This window comes from Streptococcus parasanguinis, from assembly GCF_040908565.1.
Lineage (GTDB): Bacteria > Bacillota > Bacilli > Lactobacillales > Streptococcaceae > Streptococcus > Streptococcus parasanguinis_AC.
Genome location: NZ_JBDGEA010000004.1, coordinates 68,346 through 87,801, shown reverse-complemented (window position 1 = coordinate 87,801; position 19,456 = coordinate 68,346). Strand labels below are relative to the sequence as shown.

Sequence of the window (19,456 nt, the reverse complement as noted above, 5' to 3'; positions counted from 1 at the left end):
TAGAAGGAAATCAATATGACCTTAACCTATTCAGAAATTATGATTCGCTATGGAGAGCTTTCTACTAAAGGGAAGAACCGCATGCGTTTCATCAATAAACTTCGCAATAATATCCAAGATGTTTTATCTATTTATCCGGCTGTCAAAGTGACAGCGGACCGCGATCGGGCCCATGCTTATCTACATGGGACGGATTATGAGCCGGTGGCAGAATCCCTCAAGCAGGTTTTTGGAATCCAAAATTTTTCACCTGTTTACAAGATTGAAAAATCAGTACCAGCCTTAAAAGCAGCGGTGCAAGAGATTATGAAGGAGATATACAAGGAAGGCTTGACCTTTAAAATCTCAAGTAAGCGGAGTGACCATACCTTTGAACTCGATAGCCGCGAACTCAATCAAACCTTGGGTGGCGCTGTTTTTGAAGCCATCCCAACGATTCAGGCTCAGATGAAAAAACCAGATATTAACTTGCAAGTCGAAATCCGGGAAGAAGCAGCCTACATCTCTTATGAAACCATCAAGGGGGCAGGAGGTCTTCCAGTTGGGACTTCTGGAAAAGGGATGCTCATGCTTTCTGGTGGGATTGACTCTCCAGTAGCTTGTTACCTAGCCTTGAAGCGTGGAGTGGATATCGAGGCGGTTCACTTTGCTAGCCCGCCTTATACCAGCCCAGGAGCTCTCAAAAAAGCCCATGATTTAACACGGAAGTTGACCAAGTTTGGGGGCAATATCCAATTTATCGAGGTGCCCTTCACAGAGATCCAAGAGGAGATCAAGGCAAAAGCGCCAGAAGCTTACCTCATGACCTTGACCCGCCGCTTTATGATGCGCATTACAGACCGCATTCGCGAGGTTCGCGGTGGTTTGGTGATTATTAATGGTGAAAGCTTGGGACAAGTGGCTAGTCAAACCCTAGAGAGTATGCAGGCCATCAATGCAGTGACCAATACGCCGGTTATCCGTCCGGTGGTGACCATGGACAAGTTGGAAATCATTGATATTGCCCAAGCGATTGATACTTTTGAAATCTCTATCCAGCCCTTTGAAGACTGTTGTACGATTTTCGCGCCTGACCGTCCGAAGACCAATCCGAAACTCAAAAATGCGGAGCAATATGAGCAACGCATGGATGTGGAAGCTTTGGTGGAGCGTGCGGTAGCAGGCATCATCGTAACAGAGATCACACCAAAAGCAGAAAAAGATGAGGTCGATGACCTGATTGAGGATTTGCTATAGGAGAGACTGGGAGTATCCAGCCTCTTTTTCTACCCAAATCTAAAGGAGACAAAATGAAAAAAATTATCGTATTAATGACAAGTTTGCTTCTGTTGACAGCCTGCGTCAAAGTATCGTTTACTGGCCCGAAAAAAGAAGAAAAGACCAGCCAGTCAACCAGTAGTAAAAAAGAACCTCTCACATTTGTCAGAGCTGATCAGTACAAAAATCAGGACAATGAAATCCTAGAGCTTGCTGAAAAGTTTATCAAAGACAATCCGACGCTTGGGGATGCCGGTAAATTATTTGTCTTTTTCCCAGGTTATACGTTTGGAGATGAGGAAACTCGCTTGGCCCTGTTCTTAATGGTGAATCGGACCACTACAACCATTGATCGAGACGCTTCCTTTGTTGTGAACTTGGAATATGATGGAGCACCGATTCTTGAAAATATTACCGTAGATTATCAGATCAGCGAATCAGGTGTTTTAAAACCGAATATGGTTTCAGCTATTCCTCTCAAAATCACCAAAGAGCAAGAAGAAAAATTGAATAGCATGACCGATTCGTCGAAAGCTAAAATGAGTTTTAAAGACTTTAAATATAAAAGCAAGGGATAAGAGGAAGAAGATAAAAAATAATTAGACTTCAATCGCCCTGAACCTAGAGCTATCTTCTAGGTTGAGGGGCTTTTTGATATCAAGATAAAGAAAGGGATCTAGTCTGTAATGGGAAGGCTAGATCCTTTAAAATATAGAGGGTTACAAGATATATTTAGTAAGCATAGCTTAGTTTTTCGCTTGAATCGCTGCTTGAGCGACGGCTAGTCTGGCAGCAGGAACCCGGTAAGGAGAGCAGGAAACATAGGTGACTTGAATGTCTTGGAAGAAGGAGATCGAAGAAGGATCTCCGCCAACTTCGCCACAGATACCGATAGTGAGGTTCGGTTTTACTTGACGGGCCTTGCTGATAGCAATTCTCATTAATTCACCGACTCCCTCCCTATCGATTTTTTGGAAGGGATCAAAAGAAAGAATATCCTTGTCCTTGTAGTGGCCAATGAATTTACCAATATCATCCCGAGAGAAGCCATAGGTCATTTGGGTCAAGTCATTGGTGCCAAAGCTGAAGAAATCAGCCTCTTGAGCCAGTTTATCTGCGGTTAGGCAGGCGCGGGGTAGTTCAATCATGGTACCAATTTCATAAGGGAATGGCTCCTGACCATACTGTTTGAAAAGCTGTTCAATATGCTGAACAAGATACTCTTTGATGCATGCTAATTCTTTTTGATCAGCAATTAAAGGAACCATGATTTCCGGCTTAATCTGTTGACCTTCTTGATGCAATTTGATAGCACTTCTAAAAATAGCTTCTGTCTGTATCTTGTAGATATCCGGCTTGGTTATGCCGAGACGGCAACCCCGGTGTCCCAACATAGGATTGCTTTCCTGCAGACTTTCAATGCGGTCGGCAAGTTTATCAGGAGATTTTTTTAGTTTGCTTGCTAATAATGCAATTTCTTGGGAATCCTTAGGTAGAAACTCATGCATGGGTGGATCGAGCAGGCGGACAATCATTGGTTTATCTTGAACGGTTTGGAACATTTGGTAGAAATCTTCTTCTTGGAATTCTAGGAGCTTATTGAGGGCTTCTTTTGTTTCTTCTTCAGTATCCGCTAAGATGAGGCGACGCATTTCAAGAATCCGTTCTTGTCCAAAGAACATGTGTTCCGTCCGGGCCAACCCGACTCCTTTGGCCCCAAAGTTCATAGCGGTTGTCAAGTCTTTGACGGTTTCTGCATTGGCTCGAACTTGGAGGATGGCGAATTCATCTGCCCAAACAAGCAAGCGCTGGAGGTCTTGGTTGTTCTCAACTAGGACAGTTGGAAGTTCGCCACGATAAATGCGACCAGAATAACCATCTACGGAGATGAGATCTCCCTCCCTTAGAACCAGATTGCCACAGGAAAGGGCTTTATTTTCTTCACTGATAGTCAATTCTCCGCAACCTGCGACACAGCAAGTTCCCATGCCACGAGCTACAACAGCAGCGTGGGAGGTCATTCCCCCTTGGCTGGTAACAATAGCTTGGCTGACAATCATGCCTTCAATATCTTCTGGGGAAGTTTCTTGCCGAACCAGGATGACTTTTTTACCTTCTTGATGGATTTCTTTAGCTCGGTCGGCGGTAAAGACGATTTGGCCAGTAGCTGCCCCTGGGCTGGCTGGTAGGCCTTGAGCTAAGAAAGGTGCTTTCTCTAAAGCAATTTCTTCAAAAACTGGATGAATCAGTTGACTGATGGAACTAGGAGCGACTCTCAGGAGAGCTTCTTCCTTACGAATTAGACCTTGATCCACCATATCTAGAGCAATCTTTAAAGAAGCTTTGGCTGTTCGTTTACCATTTCGGGTTTGGAGGATGTAGAGCTTGCCTTTCTCAATGGTAAATTCAATATCCTGCATATCCTTATAGTGGTTTTCAAGGATCTTGGCGTAGTCTCTGAAAGCCTGATAGGTTTCAGGTTGGATTTCTTTTAAGGCTGCAATCGGATCAGGAGTGCGGATCCCAGCTACCACATCTTCCCCTTGAGCATTGAGCAAAAATTCACCAAACAGTTCTGCCTCCCCAGTTGCAGGGTTTCTAGTGAAGCAAACCCCTGTACCACTGGCTTGGTCACTATTTCCAAAGACCATGGCCTGGACATTAACAGCCGTTCCTAAATCATGAGGGATCTGATGAAGCTCCCGGTAAATTCTAGCCCGGTTGTTGTTCCAAGATTTGAAGACAGCTTTGATGGCAGCGAAGAGTTGTTCATGAGGGTGCTCAGGAAATTCTTGCTTGTTTTTGGAATAGAGACCTTTATAGTGCTGGATCAATTCTTGTTGCTGGGCTAGGTCAAAATCATGGACCTTTTTATTCTGTTTTTGTTCAAATGCTGCTAGTTGATCATCAAAAAGTCCCTTATCGATGCCGTAAACTACATCAGCAAACATCTGGAGTAGGCGGCGATAGCAGTTGTAGGCAAAATCTAGATTAGTTTCTTTGGCCAGTAATTGAGTCCGCTGATCATTGAGACCAAGATTGAGAATGGTATCCATCATCCCAGGCATAGAAAATTTGGCCCCGCTCCGGACAGAGACTAAGAGTAAGTGAGGATCTTCTCCGCTAAAGGACTTACTCGTTTTTTCTTCCAGTTGAGCAACCGCTTTCAAAACTTCCTCTTTTAAAGAGGACTCAAAGAAATCAGGATGATCGAGATAGTGGATACAACTTTGGGTGGTAATGGTAAATCCAGGTGGGACTGGTAGTCCCAAATGACTCATCTCAGCTAAATTCGCACCTTTCCCCCCAAGGAGATCTTTGTCATTTGCACTTCCTTCTTCAAAGGTGTAAATCCATTTTGTCATATAAGCCTCCAAAATAATAAAATATGTGTCACATTTAAGACAAAAACATTGTAATATACATCATATATATTTGTCAAATAAAATATGCCTCTTTTTATGTTGACTAATTGTTTTATTCTGCTATAATAGGCAGTAAAAATGATGCTTATTAAATGATTTATCTAGAATATATAGCAAATATTACATTTAATTATACTTAATAATCATCATATAGAGGGATAGAAAGGTTTGGAAAGTTTGAAACTAAGTGAACGTCAAAAAAAAATAGTCGAAATTGTAAAATTGCATCAGCCTTTAAGTGGAGAGAAAATCTCTGAGTTATTAGATATTTCTAGAGCGACTCTGCGCTCAGATTTGTCCTTCCTGACGATGGTTGGTATTTTAAAGGCTACTCCTAAGATTGGTTATACCTATTCAGGATTAGATCTCGAAACGCTTTATTTTTTTGATACCTTTCAAAAAGAAGTAGGAGAGATCATGACCTCTCCTGTCTTAGTAAGGCATGATTCTTATATTCAAGATGCGATCATCACTTTATTTATGTATGATGCAGATGTCCTTTATGTCATTGATGAAGAAAAAGAGTTAATTGGAATTATGTCGCGTAAAGATCTACTGAGGGCTTCTCTCAGTTCTAGTATCAATAACACTCCTGTAGCAGTTTGTATGACTCGGATGCCACATCTTATTACTTGTAACAAAAAAATGAGTATTTTAGAAGCAGCTGCTCTCCTTCAAGATCATGCTATAGATTCACTACCAGTTGTTGATGAGGAGAATGACAAAAAAATTGTGGGAAGTGTGACTAAATCGACCTTGCTCGATTACATTATCGTACAAGCAAGAAACGCTGAAATAAAAAGAGAAGAGGTATAAAGATGAAAAAAGAAATCATTGTATATAGTATTTCAGATTCTTTGGGAGGGACTTCCCAGAAATTATTATCGGCAGTAACCGCTCAGTATCCAGAGATAATTTTTAATAATAGTTACCGTTTTCCTTTCGTCAATCAAGAAGAGGAGCTCTTGGAGATCTTATCAGATGCTATAAAGGATGATGCACTGGTAATTAGTACTTTAGTGAATAGTCAGTTGTCATCAGTAGCCAGAGAATTTAGCGAAAAAAACGGTCTGGCTTATTTAGATCTCATGCATCCATTTTTTGAAATCATTCAAGAAAAGACCGGAACCAGACCAATCGAAGTTCCAGGAACCTTGCACCGCTTGGATAGTGATTATTTTAAAAAGATTTCAGCAATTGAATTTGCTGTGAAATATGATGACGGTAAGGCACCCCAGGGATTTTTAGAAGCCGATTTGATCCTGCTTGGTGTTTCCCGTACATCAAAAACACCCCTGAGTATTTACCTGGCCAACAAGGGCTATAAGGTTGCAAATTTGCCTTTGATCCCAGAAGTTCCTTTACCTCAGGTATTGGATAAGGTTGATTCTCGTCGCTTGATTGGTCTAATCTGCGAGCCCGAAAAATTAATGAAAGTTCGAAGCCATCGCTTGGATTCTTTAGGATTAACACAAGAAACAAGCTATACGGATTTAGAAAAAATCTATCAAGAATTGGATTATTCCAAGAAGGTCTTTAAACAATATGGCGCTCAAGTCATCAATATGACGGATAAATCGATTGAAGAGACAGCTTTCCTAATTGAGGAGCAAGTAAAGAAGATGAACTGATTCTTGAATCAGTCTAGATTGGGTTGTAACTGCAGATTCCTTGGAGAAATGATATGGATCAATATAAGCGTATTTTACTAGAGAAATTTGATTCTCGTCAAAAAGTCATTACTGAACTCACTAATCTTGAGGCCATTTTAAACCTACCAAAAGGGACAGAGCTCTATATAAGTGATATTCATGGAGAATTTGCGGCTTTTGATTATATTTTGAGAAGTTGCGCTGGAATTTTAAATGAGAAAATTAATGATTGCTTTGCAGCTACCTTGTCACAAGAGGAAAAGAATACACTGTCAGCTCTGGTATCTTATCCAGAGCGTGTTTTGGAAGGAGTGAATAAGGAGAAAGAGTGGTATAAATCAACGATTTCTCAACTCTTGACTCTATTGAGTTTTGTAGCAGCTAAATATAGCCGTTCCAAACTTAGAAAGGCCTTGCCCCAGGAATATGCCTATATTATAGAAGAACTGATCTATAGTGATCTTACGCTAGCTGATAAACATTCTTATTTCCATACTATCTTAAGTTATGTTATTGAACTAAGAGAAGCGGATCCCTTTATCTTGGGAATTGCCAGCAGTATTCGTCGCTTATTGATAGATCACCTGCATGTGGTAGGAGATATTTTTGATAGAGGGGCTGGAAGTGCCCAGGTAATGGATGAGCTTCTTCAGTTTCATTCCTTAGATATCCAATGGGGCAATCACGATATCATTTGGATGGGAGCTTTTTTTGGATCCAAGGCGTGTTTATTGAATGTATTGCGCATTGCAGCACGCTATGGTTATTTATGGGATATCGAAAAAGCTTATGGCTTAAACATTCGATCCTTAACCTTATTTGCGGATAAAACCTACAAAGCCAATCCTAAGTTTAGGCCTATCCTGGGGACAAGAGCGGAGGAATTTACAGCTGAAGAAATATTGCAGCTGGAAAAAGTCCATCAAGCGCTGGCCATTCTCCAATTTAAGATAGAAACTCAATTGATGAAGAGACGGCCAGAATTTCAGATGGGAAATCAAATCTTGCTGGATAACATTGATTATTGGAAGAATACAATTACGATTGACGGGAACAGCTATTCCTTGCAAAATACCTGCTTCCAAACCATAGATCGGGCAAAGCCTTCTGAATTATCCTCAGAAGAAAAACAAATAGTAGACAGTATGCTGGCTTCCTTCCAAGGATCTCCCAAAATGGCCAAACATATGGAGCTGTTAATGAAAAAAGGTTCCATGTATAAGGTTTACAATCATCACTTGCTTTTTCATGGTTGTATTCCCTTGAAACCTTCTGGGGAATTTCAACCTCTGGTTCTTCATCAAGTCCAGTATGCGGGGAAAGAATTACTAGACTTTTTCGAATATCATATACGCCTTGCGGCAAAAAACAAAGAAGTTGGGGACGACCTTTCAACGGATTTAGTATGGTATTGCTGGCGAGGGCAATTATCTCCTCTCTTTGGGAAGAATAAGATGACGACCTTTGAACGGTATTTTATTGAGGAGCCAGAAACGCATCAGGAAGTAGAAAATGAGTATTTTAGCTATCGCAATTCAAAAAAGATTTGCCAATTAATTTTAGAGGAATTTGGTCTTGAAGCCAAGGTATCTCGCATTGTGAATGGACATACACCAGTGAAGACAGGAAAAGGGGAATCGCCCATTCGGGGTGAAGGACTACTCTTTGTCATTGATGGGGGTCTTTGCGAAGCATATCAAAAGAAGACAGGTACAGCAGGCTATTCACTCCTTAATAATTCCTATGGTTTTCAACTGGTAACCCACCAGCCCTTCCAAGACATTCAAAAGGTAGTAGATTCGCCATTTGAGCAAACTTCCTTGAAGAGGGTTATTGAAGACCTGGAGGACCGTACTCTCATCCAATCCACCACCATCGGTCAGAACTTACTGGAACAACAGCAAGAACTGATCCAATTGCTCCATGAATTTTATGATGGGTGAGATCATTCATCAAAGGAAACTACTAAAACATAAATAGCTTCTTTATAAAGATAGCTGAGATTTATAGAAGTCATTTAATTCTAGTAAACACTTAAAAGAAATTTTTCAAAAGAAAATTCGTTTTCAAAGCGCAAAAATGCTTGTCTTTGTCTGATAGAAGTGATATACTTAGAGAGTTGACTATGCACATGCCTGTGCAACCGCTCGAACATCGTCGCTCATTTCCATGAGAGTAAGTGGTTCGTCCCACGATGCTAGGCGAGTCTTCACAAAAATACGGGGAAACCCAAAAATACATAGGAGGTGCATAATGAGCACATACGCAATCATTAAAACTGGCGGAAAACAAGTTAAAGTTGAAGTTGGTCAAGCAGTCTACGTTGAAAAATTGAACGTTGAAGCTGGTCAAGAAGTTACATTTAACGAAGTTGTTCTTGTTGGTGGTGAAAACACTGTTGTCGGAACTCCACTTGTTTCAGGAGCTACTGTTGTTGGAACTGTTGAAAAACAAGGAAAACAAAAGAAAGTTGTTACTTACAAGTACAAACCTAAAAAAGGTAGCCACCGTAAACAAGGTCACCGTCAACCTTACACTAAAGTTGTCATCAACGCAATCAACGCTTAATTTTTAGGAGAACACATGATACAAGCAGTCTTTGAACGAGCCGAAGATGGCGAGCTGAGGAGTGCAGAAATCACTGGGCACGCTGGAAGTGGCGAATACGGCTTTGATGTCGTGTGTGCATCGGTTTCTACGCTTGCCATTAACTTTGTCAACTCTGTTGAGAAATTTGCAGGCTATGAACCGGAACTAGAATTAAACGAAGAAGAGGGTGGTTTCATGCGGGTCACAATCCCGACAGACATTCCACCTCATCAAAGAGAAATGACCCAACTATTCTTTGAATCATTTTTCTTAGGGATGGCAAACTTATCGGAGAACTCATCTGAGTTCATCCAAACAAGAGTTATCACAGAAAACTAACATGGAGGAAAACAATTATGTTGAAATTGAATCTTGCTAACTTGCAACTTTTCGCCCACAAAAAAGGTGGAGGTTCTACATCAAACGGACGTGATTCACAAGCTAAACGTCTTGGAGCTAAAGCAGCTGATGGACAAACTGTAACAGGTGGATCTATCCTTTACCGTCAACGCGGTACTCACATCTACCCAGGTGTGAACGTTGGACGTGGTGGAGACGATACTTTGTTCGCAAAAGTTGAAGGCGTAGTACGCTTCGAACGTAAAGGTCGCGATAAAAAACAAGTTTCTGTTTACCCAATCGCAAAATAAAGAGGTTCTGTGAACCTTTTATTCCGAGTCTTGAAATAGTAAGGCAAGGAAGCTAGGAATAGCAAAAAGTAAAGCTTTTCGATTTTTCGGAAGGCTTTTTTCTTTTATTTATTAAAAAACATTATGTTTACTTCTGTTAATATAATGTTTGATTTTGTGTTTTTTAAAAAATGTAGTATAATAGAGACAAATATAGCAGGAATGGAAGTAGTACCATGAAAGATAGCAGACATGTTGAAATTCTTCAGGAACTGGATCGAAAAAGTGTGGTATCAGTCAAAGAACTCAAGGAACTCTTTGGGGTGACAGACATGACCATTCGTCGCGATCTGATCGATCTTGAAAAACAAGGTCTTTTAGTTCGTGTACATGGTGGAGCCCACAAAAAGGTAAAAGATAGTTTGTTAGAGGCTTCTCACAGTGAGAAAAATCTCATCAATATTGATGAGAAACGAACCATTGCAAAAAAATGTGCAGAGTTAATCGAAAATGGGGATACCGTCTTTATTGGGTCTGGTACGACAACAGATTTTATCGGCGACTATTTAGAAGGAAAGGAAATCAGTATCGTCACCAATTCCCTCCCTATTTTTGAAAAGCTAAAGGATTTTCCAAATTATGACTTGATCTTAGTTGGTGGTCGCTATCGTGTGAAGACACAAACTTTTGTCGGTCAATTTGCCAATAAACTCTTGAAAGAAATAAAGGTTTCTAAAGCTTTCATCGGGGTCAATGGCATCGATGGGCATCATGTTTCCACAGCTAATGAAGAAGAAGGAAATGGTAATGCCATTATTCTAAACAATGCAATTGAGAAATATGTGGTTGCCGATAACAGTAAGTTTGATAGCTATTCTTTCTATAGTTTCTATCGAGTGGAAGACCTGAATGCCATTATTACTGATGATAGTATTCCAAAGAAGATCAAAGACAAATATGCCTTGTATACGAAAATCATATAAAACAAAATATGGTGTTTTTATTTTTAAAAAATGTTCGAAAATAAACAATTTAATGTTGACTTTCGTTCAAAATAGGTGTAATATAATATCAAAAGTAAGAAAATGTTTCTTTGTGAAAAATTAACAACAGGAATATTTGCTGAAACAAACAAAAGGAGGACAGGACATGTCTATTGTAATTGGTGCAGATGCTGCAGGATTAAGATTAAAAGATCTCGTGAAAGAGTTTCTTGTAAAAGAAAACTTCGATGTTGTAGATGTAACCGCTGAAGGTCAAGATTTTGTAGATGTGACACTTGCAGTTGCGAGCGAAGTGAACAAAAACGATCAAAATCTTGGAATCGTGATTGATGCTTATGGAGCTGGTCCATTTATGGTTGCGACTAAAATCAAAGGAATGGTGGCAGCAGAAGTTTCAGATGAACGTTCTGCTTATATGACACGTGGACACAACAATTCTCGAATGATTACCATGGGAGCTGAAATTGTTGGGGATGAATTGGCGAAAAACATTGCCAAAGGCTTCGTCAATGGTAAATACGACGGTGGCCGTCATCAAATCCGTGTTGATATGTTGAATAAGATGTGCTAATGAGAGGAGAATTCAAATGAGAATTGCAATTGGTTGTGATCACATTGTGACAAATGAAAAAATGGCTGTTTCTGATTTTTTGAAATCAAAAGGATACGAAGTGCTCGACTTTGGGACTTATGACCATACACGTACCCACTATCCAATCTTTGGTAAGAAAGTCGGTGAAGCCGTAGCAAGTGGCCAAGCAGATCTTGGTGTTTGTATCTGTGGTACTGGTGTTGGGATTAACAATGCTGTTAACAAAGTACCTGGTATCCGTTCTGCCTTGGTACGCGATATGACAACTGCTCTCTATGCAAAAGAAGAATTGAATGCGAATGTCATCGGATTTGGTGGTAAAATTACTGGTGAATTGCTCATGTGCGATATCATTGAAGCATTCATCCACGCTGAATACAAACCAACTGAAGAAAATAAAAAATTGATCGCTAAGATCCAACATGTGGAAACCCATAATGCTCATCAAGCGGATGCTGATTTCTTTACAGAATTCCTTGAAAAATGGGACCGTGGTGAATACCACGACTAAGAGGTGACGTATGATATTAACGGTCACGATGAACCCTTCGATTGATATTTCTTATCCTTTGGATGTACTCCAGTTGGATACTGTCAATCGTGTGGCTGAGGTGAGTAAGACAGCTGGTGGGAAAGGTCTCAATGTTACCCGTGTACTTTCTGAGATTAAGGATCCAGTAGCAGCGACTGGCCTACTTGGTGGTCGAACGGGGCAATTCATTCTCGATCATTTAGGAGAAGGGATAGAGGAACGTTTCTTTGAAATTGCTGGAGATACACGTAATTGTATCGCCATCCTTCACGAAGGCAAGCAAACAGAAATCTTAGAAAAAGGTCCAACCATTTCTGAGAAAGAAGGGCAAGACTTTCTCGACCATTATCGTCACTTGGTTGAACAAGTAGAGGTTGTTGCCATCTCTGGAAGTCTTCCTGCTGGTTTACCAGTGGACTACTATGCTAGCCTTGTCAAGATTGCAAGGGAAGCTGGGAAACCAGTCGTACTCGATTGCTCGGGAGCTTCTTTAGAAGCTGCCATTCAAGCAACTATCAAGCCTACGGTCATTAAACCAAACAATGAAGAATTATCACAGTTGTTAGGAAAAGAAGTGAGTAAGAATGTGGAAGACTTAAAAGAAGTTCTTCAGGATTCTCTCTTTGATGGCATCGAATGGGTGATTGTCTCCCTTGGTGCAAATGGCGCTTTCGCTAAACATGGGGATGTCTTCTATAAGGTAGATATTCCTAAGATTGATGTCGTCAATCCAGTTGGATCTGGTGATTCGACTGTTGCAGGGATTGCATCTGGTCTCTATCATCATGAGAGTGACGCAGACTTGCTCAAGAAAGCAAATGTTCTTGGAATGTTAAATGCGCAAGAAGCACAAACAGGACATGTCAACATGGGGCACTATGATGCCTTGTATCAACAATTAATCGTAAAAGAGGTATAAAATGGTATTAACAGAACAAAAACGCAACTATTTGGAACGTCTTAGTACAAAAGACGGTGTCATTTCAGCTTTGGCTTTCGACCAACGTGGGGCTTTGAAACGCTTGATGGCCAAATATCAAGACACAGAACCAACAGTAGCACAAATGGAAGAATTAAAAGTCCTTGTAGCTGATGAATTGACAAAATATGCTTCATCTATGTTATTGGACCCAGAATATGGTCTACCTGCTACAAAAGCCTTGGACAAAGATGCAGGACTCTTGCTCGCATACGAAAAGACAGGCTACGATACGTCTAGCACCAAACGCTTGCCTGACTGCTTGAACCTTTGGTCAGCAAAACGCATCAAAGAACAAGGCGCAGATGCTGTGAAATTCTTGCTCTACTATGATGTAGACAGTGCAGATGAACTCAACCAAGAAAAACAAGCTTATATCGAACGCATCGGTTCTGAATGCGCTGCTGAAGATATTCCATTCTTCCTTGAAATCTTGGCTTATGATGAAGGAATTGCAGATGCAACCTCTGCTGAATATGCGAAAGTGAAACCTCGTAAGGTGATTGAGGCTATGAAAGTCTTTTCAGATCCTCGTTTCAATATCGATGTCTTGAAAGTGGAAGTTCCAGTTAATGTGAACTTCGTGGAAGGATTTGGAGAAGGAGAAGTTGTCTATAGTCGTGAAGAAGCAGCTGCTTTCTTCAAAGAACAAGAAGAAGCAACCAACCTTCCATACATCTACCTCAGTGCAGGTGTATCAGCTAAGCTCTTCCAAGAAACTCTTGTCTTTGCCCACGAATCAGGTGCAAACTTCAACGGCGTTCTTTGTGGACGTGCGACATGGGCAGGTTCAGTAGAAGCTTACATCAAAGATGGAGAAGCAGCTGCTCGTGAATGGCTTCGTACAGAAGGTCGACAAAATATTGAAGAATTGAACGCAGTCTTGGCTAAAGTAGCAACACCTTGGACAGAACGCGTATAAGATTCAAATGAAGATTGCCTCCTAAAGCAACAGTTAGAGAGTGGGACAGAAATCGGTCATTCGTTAGAATTCGATTTCGTCGTCCCACCTCCGCACAGTTGAGTAGGGCTGTAAAAGCTGATGAAATCAGCGTAGTAGAGCCCACTAAACCACTGCGTCTTGCTCGACAATCCAAAGATGATTGAGAGGCTAGGACTTTTGTCCCAGCCTCTTCATTATTTCAAGGTCTTGTTCATTTTTTATAAAAAAATGTTTAAAAATTTTCGCTGTAAGGGTTTACAAAACAAAAAGTTTATGATAGAATAAGTTTATAAGTTGAATAGCAGTGAGCGTTACTAAGTTAGATTAGGCGTGACCACAAGTAGATTGAATGATTAGCATAGGCTAGTTTTTTCAGTTGCTTCGTGGTCATTTTTATTTACTTTTAACAAATTTTACAAAGGAGAGCCTCATGTATCGTATTATCCATCCAATGAACAATAATGTTGCTTTGGTTCAAAATGAACTACAACAAGAGTTAATTGTTGTTGGGAGTGGGATTGCTTTTGGGAAGAAGAAAAATGATCTAGTGGCTGATGATAAGGTCGAAAAAGTATTTCGTTTAAATACGGATGAGTCAAGAGAAAACTTTATGGCCCTTCTAAAGGATGTTCCTCTTGATTTCATTACAACCACTTATGAAGTGATTGATACCTTGTCTAAGAAATATGCCTATCCTGTTCAAGAATATATCTATGTGACATTAACAGATCACATCTTTTGTTCTTACCAGGCAGTTCAACAGGGAAGATATAAATACAGTGACCTTCCTGATGTGTCTGCTATGCATCCGATTCCCTATAAAATCGCAAAAGAAGCGATTGAGATCTTTCGAAAGCGGCTCTTGGATCAATTTCCTGACGATGAAGTGAATCGCATCGCTTATCATTTCATTAATGCACAAGGGGAAATGATTCATGAGCAAGATCCAGATGTCCAGGACCGACAAGTTATTTTGAAAGCTGTAGAAGAAAAACTAGCTCAAAATGGCTTGAAACGGAAAGAAGAAAACAGTCATTTCTATGATCGCTTTATGATCCATCTCAATTATTTCCTAGATTCGCTAGATAAGGGAAGAGAAGATCCAGAAGGTTTGAGCGAGATGGAACAACTGATTCAGCTAAGTTATCCAAAGGCTTATGAGATTAGTCATCAAATCTACCAAACCATCGCTGAACAGACAGGAGCCAAGATATCTCCTAATGAAAAAGTCTATTTAGCCCTTCATATTCAACGTCTATTATAAAAATTTTCAAAAGGTATCATAAGGAGGAACCAACATGAATAAAGAAGAAGTCCAATTACTTGGCTTTGAAATTGTCGCTTATGCCGGTGACGCTCGATCAAAATTAGTGGAAGCCTTAAAAGCTGCTGAAAATGGTGATTTTGCTAAAGCAGAATCCTTAGTAGAAGAAGCAGGGTCTTGTATCGCTGAGGCTCACAAATCTCAAACGACCATGCTAGCGCATGAAGCAGCAGGAGAAGAAATCCCCTATAGCATTACCATGATGCATGGTCAAGACCATCTCATGACAACGATCCTATTAAAAGACGTGATTCACCATCTGATTGAACTATATAAAAGAGGAGCGAAATAATGAATAAACTGATTGAACTGATTGAAAAAGGGAAACCATTCTTTGAAAAGATTTCTCGAAACAAATATTTGCGAGCGATTCGGGATGGCTTTATTGCAGGGATGCCTGTTATCCTTTTCTCATCTATTTTCATCCTAATTGCGTATGTACCAAACGCTTGGGGATTCCATTGGTCTAAAGATATTGAAACTTTCTTGATGACTCCATATAGCTATTCTATGGGCATCTTGGCCTTCTTCGTTGGTGGGACAACGGCTAAGGCTTTGACTGATTCAATGAACCGTGACCTCCCAGCAACCAACCAAATCAACTTCATTTCTACAATGTTGGCTTCTATGGTTGGCTTCTTGCTCATGGCTGCTGAACCTGCTAAAGATGGCGGATTCTTAACAGCATTCATGGGGACTAAAGGGTTGCTAACAGCCTTTATTGCAGCCTTTGTTACCGTTAATGTTTACAAGGTCTGCGTGAAAAACAATGTGACGATTCGCATGCCAGACGAAGTTCCACCAAATATCTCTCAAGTATTTAAAGACTTGATTCCATTCACTGTATCAGTGGTTCTCCTTTATGGACTTGAATTGATTGTTAAGGGCGGTCTCGGTGTAACAGTAGCTGAATCTATCGGTACGCTTCTTGCTCCTCTCTTCTCAGCAGCAGATGGTTATGTTGGAATTACGATCATTTTCGGTGCTTTTGCATTCTTCTGGTTTATTGGTATTCACGGCCCATCTATCGTTGAGCCTGCGATTGCAGCGATCACTTATGCAAATGCCGAAGTAAACTTGAACTTGATTCAACAAGGAATGCACGCTGATAAGATCCTTACTTCAGGTACTCAAATGTTTATCGTTACTATGGGTGGTACTGGTGCGACTCTTGTCGTTCCATTCATGTTCATGTGGTTAACGAAATCAAAACGTAACCGTGCAATTGGACGTGCATCTGTAGTTCCAACATTCTTTGGTGTTAACGAACCAATCTTGTTCGGTGCTCCATTGGTATTGAACCCAATCTTCTTCATTCCATTTATCTTTGCTCCAATTGCAAACGTATGGATCTTCAAATTCTTTGTTGATACCTTGGGAATGAACTCATTTACTTCTAACCTACCATGGACAACTCCTGGACCTCTGGGTATTGTTCTTGGTACGAACTTCCAAGTACTTTCATTCATCCTTGCTGCACTTCTTGTTGTAGTAGACGTGATCATTTACTACCCATTCGTTAAAGTTTACGATGAACAAATTCTTGAAGAAGAACGTTCAGGTAAATCAAACGATAGCTTGAAAGAAAAAGTTGCTGCAAACTTTAACACTGCAAAAGCAGATGCTATTCTTGAAAAAGCTGGTGTTGAAGGTGAACCAGTTCAAAACAATATCACAAAAGAAACAAACGTATTGGTTCTTTGTGCAGGTGGTGGAACTAGTGGACTTCTTGCCAATGCTTTGAATAAAGCTGCTGCAGAATACAATGTTCCTGTGAAGGCTGCTGCTGGTGGTTACGGTGCTCACCGTGAAATGTTGCCAGAATTTGACCTTGTTATCCTTGCTCCTCAAGTAGCTTCAAACTATGAAGATATGAAGGCTGAAACAGATAAACTTGGAATCAAATTGGCTAAGACTGAAGGAGCTCAATACATCAAGTTGACTCGTGATGGTAAAGGCGCTCTTGCATTCGTTCAAGAACAATTTCAATAATAAATACATTTACTGTTGATTAAAGTGAGATGGAGAAGGATTGCTCACTTACTCCTCTCCATCTTGCTTTATTTTTATTTTATGATTGAGAAGGGGAAACTTATGTCAAAAACATTACCTAAAGATTTTATTTTCGGTGGCGCAACAGCAGCTTACCAGGCAGAAGGTGCGACTCATACTGACGGAAAAGGACCAGTTGCATGGGATAAATATTTAGCAGACAACTATTGGTATACTGCTGAACCAGCGAGTGATTTCTACCATAAATATCCAGTAGACTTACAGTTGGCGGAAGAATATGGCGTAAACGGAATTCGTATTTCTATTGCTTGGTCACGTATTTTCCCAACTGGCTATGGTGAAGTCAATCCAAAAGGGGTAGAATTCTATCATAAGTTATTTGCAGAATGTCATAAACGTCATGTAGAACCATTCGTAACTCTTCACCACTTTGATACTCCTGAAGCTCTTCACTCAAATGGAGACTTTTTAAATCGTGAAAATATCGAACACTTTGTAGATTATGCAGCCTTCTGTTTTGAAGAATTCCCAGAAGTAAACTACTGGACAACCTTCAATGAAATCGGCCCAATCGGTGATGGTCAATACTTAGTAGGTAAATTCCCACCAGGTATTCAATATGACCTTGCCAAAGTCTTCCAATCACACCACAATATGATGGTTTCTCATGCACGTGCTGTGAAATTGTACAAAGACAAAGGCTATAAAGGTGAAATCGGGGTTGTTCACGCCCTTCCAACTAAGTATCCATTGGATCCTAAAAATCCTGCAGACGTACGTGCTGCTGAGTTGGAAGATATCATCCACAACAAATTTATCTTGGATGCAACCTACCTTGGACACTATTCAGATGCAACCATGGAAGGTGTAAACCACATTTTGTCTGTTAATGGTGGTAGTCTGGATCTTCGGGACGAAGACTTTGCAGCGCTTGAAGCAGCCAAAGATTTGAACGACTTCCTTGGAATTAACTATTACATGAGTGACTGGATGGAAGCCTTTGATGGTGAAACTGAAATCATCCACAATGGTAAAGGGGAGAAAGGAAGCTCTAAATACCAAATCAAAGGTGTTGGACGTCGTGTAGCTCCTGACTATGTACCTCGTACTGACTGGGACTGGATCATCTACCCTCAAGGTTTGTATGATCAAATCATGCGTGTCAAGAAAGATTATCCAAACTACAAGAAGATCTACATCACTGAAAACGGACTTGGATACAAAGATGAATTTGTGGACAACACGGTTTACGATGATGGCCGGATTGATTATGTGAAACAACACTTGGAAGTCTTGTCGGATGCGATTGCCGATGGTGCAAACGTCAAGGGCTACTTCATCTGGTCATTAATGGATGTCTTCTCATGGTCAAATGGTTATGAAAAACGCTATGGTCTCTTCTATGTTGATTTCGATACACAAGAACGTTATCCTAAGAAATCGGCTCATTGGTACAAGAAATTAGCTGAAACTCAAGTGATTGAATAAGGATCAACTGGAACTGTTTTAGTTCCAGTTTTTTATTTTCACTTGATGAAGGTCTCTTAAACCCATCTCTTCTTTCAGCCCCTAATTTATGGTATAATAGATCGATACTGTAATAAGGAAAATAGAATGAATATACAACAATTACGATATGTAGTGGCGATTGCCAATAGTGGTACTTTTCGTGAGGCTGCTGAAAAAATGTATGTGAGTCAGCCGAGCTTGTCCATCTCCGTCAGAGATCTGGAAAAAGAATTGGGCTTTAAGATTTTTCGTCGGACCAGTTCTGGGACTTTTTTGACCCGTCGGGGAATGGAATTTTATGAAAAAGCGCAGGATGTGGTCAAAGGGTTTGATATTTTTCAAAATCAATATGCCAGCCCTGAAGAAGAGAAGAAAGAATTCTCAATTTCTAGTCAACACTATGACTTCTTGCCGCCTTTGATGACGGAATTCTCGATTCGTTATCCGGAAAATAAAAACTTCCGCATCTTTGAGTCAACGACGGTTCAAATTTTGGATGAAGTGGCTCAAGGGCATAGTGAGTTGGGGATTATTTATCTCAACCGTCAAAATACCAAGGGGATTATGCAACGGGTTGATAAATTAGGGCTTGAAGTGGTGGATTTGATTCCTTTTCAGACTCATATTTACCTTCGCAAGGGACACCCTCTGGCTAAGAAGAAAAAACTGGTCATGGAAGATCTAGCTCAGTTGCCAACTGTTCGCTTTACCCAAGAAAAAGATGAGTATCTTTATTATTCAGAGAACTTTGTCGATACCAGTTCGAGCTCCCAAATGTTCAATGTAACCGACCGGGCTACCTTGAATGGGATCTTGGAGCGGACAGATGCTTATGCGACAGGATCAGGCTTTTTAGATAGCCAGTCAGTGAATGGCATTACCGTGATTCCTTTAGAAGACAATTTGGACAATAAAATGGTCTATGTCAAACGAGAAGAGATGGATCTCTCGCCTGTAGCAGAGAAGTTTGTCGAGGTCATGGTAGAGTATTTTGATCAAAAGAGGTAA

Annotated in this window: 19 protein-coding genes and 1 other annotated feature; of the genes, 18 read left to right on the top strand and 1 reads right to left on the bottom strand. The window is 40.4% G+C overall.

Annotated elements, in window-relative coordinates; all coding sequences use genetic code 11:
- Window positions 1–15: 15 nt before the first annotated feature.
- Both thiI and AB5Y61_RS03110 read left to right on the top strand, forming a co-directional pair.
- The gene (thiI, locus tag AB5Y61_RS03115; protein ID WP_368403157.1) at window positions 16–1,236 is read left to right on the top strand and encodes a tRNA uracil 4-sulfurtransferase ThiI; all 1,221 of its coding nucleotides are present in this window, start codon (window positions 16–18) and stop codon (window positions 1,234–1,236) included.
- Between the two features lie 53 nt (window positions 1,237–1,289).
- Window positions 1,290–1,835, top strand: coding sequence for a hypothetical protein (locus tag AB5Y61_RS03110; RefSeq protein ID WP_368403156.1), 546 nt, complete (start codon window positions 1,290–1,292; stop codon window positions 1,833–1,835).
- Between the two features lie 168 nt (window positions 1,836–2,003).
- Here AB5Y61_RS03110 and ppdK read toward each other — a convergent pair whose 3' ends face one another.
- Window positions 2,004–4,622, bottom strand: coding sequence for a pyruvate, phosphate dikinase (ppdK, locus tag AB5Y61_RS03105; protein WP_368403155.1), 2,619 nt, complete (start codon window positions 4,620–4,622; stop codon window positions 2,004–2,006).
- A gap of 237 nt (window positions 4,623–4,859) precedes the next feature.
- Between ppdK and AB5Y61_RS03100 the strand changes: the two genes are divergently transcribed.
- From AB5Y61_RS03100 to AB5Y61_RS03025, 16 genes are all read left to right on the top strand, one after another.
- Window positions 4,860–5,498 (top strand): CBS domain-containing protein, encoded by a 639-nt coding sequence (locus AB5Y61_RS03100; protein WP_368403187.1) that lies wholly within the window; start codon window positions 4,860–4,862, stop codon window positions 5,496–5,498.
- 2 nt (window positions 5,499–5,500) lie between these two features.
- Complete coding sequence (locus AB5Y61_RS03095; protein ID WP_368403154.1) at window positions 5,501–6,313, top strand: pyruvate, water dikinase regulatory protein; 813 nt, start codon at window positions 5,501–5,503, stop codon at window positions 6,311–6,313.
- Window positions 6,314–6,366: 53 nt separating this feature from the next.
- Complete coding sequence (locus AB5Y61_RS03090; RefSeq protein ID WP_368403153.1) at window positions 6,367–8,277, top strand: fructose-1,6-bisphosphatase; 1,911 nt, start codon at window positions 6,367–6,369, stop codon at window positions 8,275–8,277.
- A 188-nt stretch (window positions 8,278–8,465) separates the two neighbouring features.
- Window positions 8,466–8,553, top strand: a sequence feature (ribosomal protein L21 leader region).
- Window positions 8,554–8,587: 34 nt separating this feature from the next.
- Window positions 8,588–8,902: a 50S ribosomal protein L21 gene (gene rplU, locus AB5Y61_RS03085; RefSeq protein WP_003007734.1), complete on the top strand. Its 315-nt coding sequence runs from the start codon at window positions 8,588–8,590 to the stop codon at window positions 8,900–8,902.
- Window positions 8,903–8,917: 15 nt separating this feature from the next.
- Window positions 8,918–9,262 carry a ribosomal-processing cysteine protease Prp gene (locus AB5Y61_RS03080; RefSeq protein WP_009731218.1) on the top strand — a complete coding sequence of 115 codons (345 nt, stop codon included), beginning with the start codon at window positions 8,918–8,920 and terminating at the stop codon, window positions 9,260–9,262.
- Between the two features lie 17 nt (window positions 9,263–9,279).
- Entirely contained in the window at window positions 9,280–9,573 is a 294-nt protein-coding gene (gene rpmA / locus AB5Y61_RS03075) for a 50S ribosomal protein L27 (protein WP_003002805.1), read from the top strand.
- Between the two features lie 215 nt (window positions 9,574–9,788).
- On the top strand, window positions 9,789–10,535 hold the full coding sequence (locus tag AB5Y61_RS03070) for a DeoR/GlpR family DNA-binding transcription regulator (RefSeq protein ID WP_009731217.1): 747 nt from the start codon (window positions 9,789–9,791) through the stop codon (window positions 10,533–10,535).
- 166 nt (window positions 10,536–10,701) lie between these two features.
- Window positions 10,702–11,127, top strand: coding sequence for a galactose-6-phosphate isomerase subunit LacA (gene lacA, locus AB5Y61_RS03065; RefSeq protein ID WP_003007724.1), 426 nt, complete (start codon window positions 10,702–10,704; stop codon window positions 11,125–11,127).
- Between the two features lie 16 nt (window positions 11,128–11,143).
- Entirely contained in the window at window positions 11,144–11,659 is a 516-nt protein-coding gene (gene lacB / locus AB5Y61_RS03060) for a galactose-6-phosphate isomerase subunit LacB (RefSeq protein WP_003002763.1), read from the top strand.
- A 10-nt stretch (window positions 11,660–11,669) separates the two neighbouring features.
- Window positions 11,670–12,599, top strand: coding sequence for a tagatose-6-phosphate kinase (locus tag AB5Y61_RS03055; protein WP_368403152.1), 930 nt, complete (start codon window positions 11,670–11,672; stop codon window positions 12,597–12,599).
- Window position 12,600: 1 nt separating this feature from the next.
- Window positions 12,601–13,581 carry a tagatose-bisphosphate aldolase gene (gene lacD, locus AB5Y61_RS03050; protein WP_049474599.1) on the top strand — a complete coding sequence of 327 codons (981 nt, stop codon included), beginning with the start codon at window positions 12,601–12,603 and terminating at the stop codon, window positions 13,579–13,581.
- 451 nt (window positions 13,582–14,032) lie between these two features.
- A complete protein-coding gene (locus AB5Y61_RS03045; RefSeq protein WP_049491994.1) occupies window positions 14,033–14,866 on the top strand; it encodes a PRD domain-containing protein in 834 nt (277 codons plus the stop codon).
- Between the two features lie 34 nt (window positions 14,867–14,900).
- A complete protein-coding gene (locus AB5Y61_RS03040; RefSeq protein WP_003007713.1) occupies window positions 14,901–15,218 on the top strand; it encodes a PTS lactose/cellobiose transporter subunit IIA in 318 nt (105 codons plus the stop codon).
- Window positions 15,218–16,918 (top strand): lactose-specific PTS transporter subunit EIIC, encoded by a 1,701-nt coding sequence (locus AB5Y61_RS03035; RefSeq protein WP_003007710.1) that lies wholly within the window; start codon window positions 15,218–15,220, stop codon window positions 16,916–16,918. The genes AB5Y61_RS03040 and AB5Y61_RS03035 overlap by 1 nt, the downstream gene beginning before the upstream one ends.
- A 102-nt stretch (window positions 16,919–17,020) precedes the next feature.
- Window positions 17,021–18,427, top strand: coding sequence for a 6-phospho-beta-galactosidase (gene lacG, locus AB5Y61_RS03030; RefSeq protein ID WP_315377470.1), 1,407 nt, complete (start codon window positions 17,021–17,023; stop codon window positions 18,425–18,427).
- Window positions 18,428–18,553: 126 nt separating this feature from the next.
- Window positions 18,554–19,456 carry a LysR family transcriptional regulator gene (locus tag AB5Y61_RS03025; protein ID WP_003001728.1) on the top strand — a complete coding sequence of 301 codons (903 nt, stop codon included), beginning with the start codon at window positions 18,554–18,556 and terminating at the stop codon, window positions 19,454–19,456.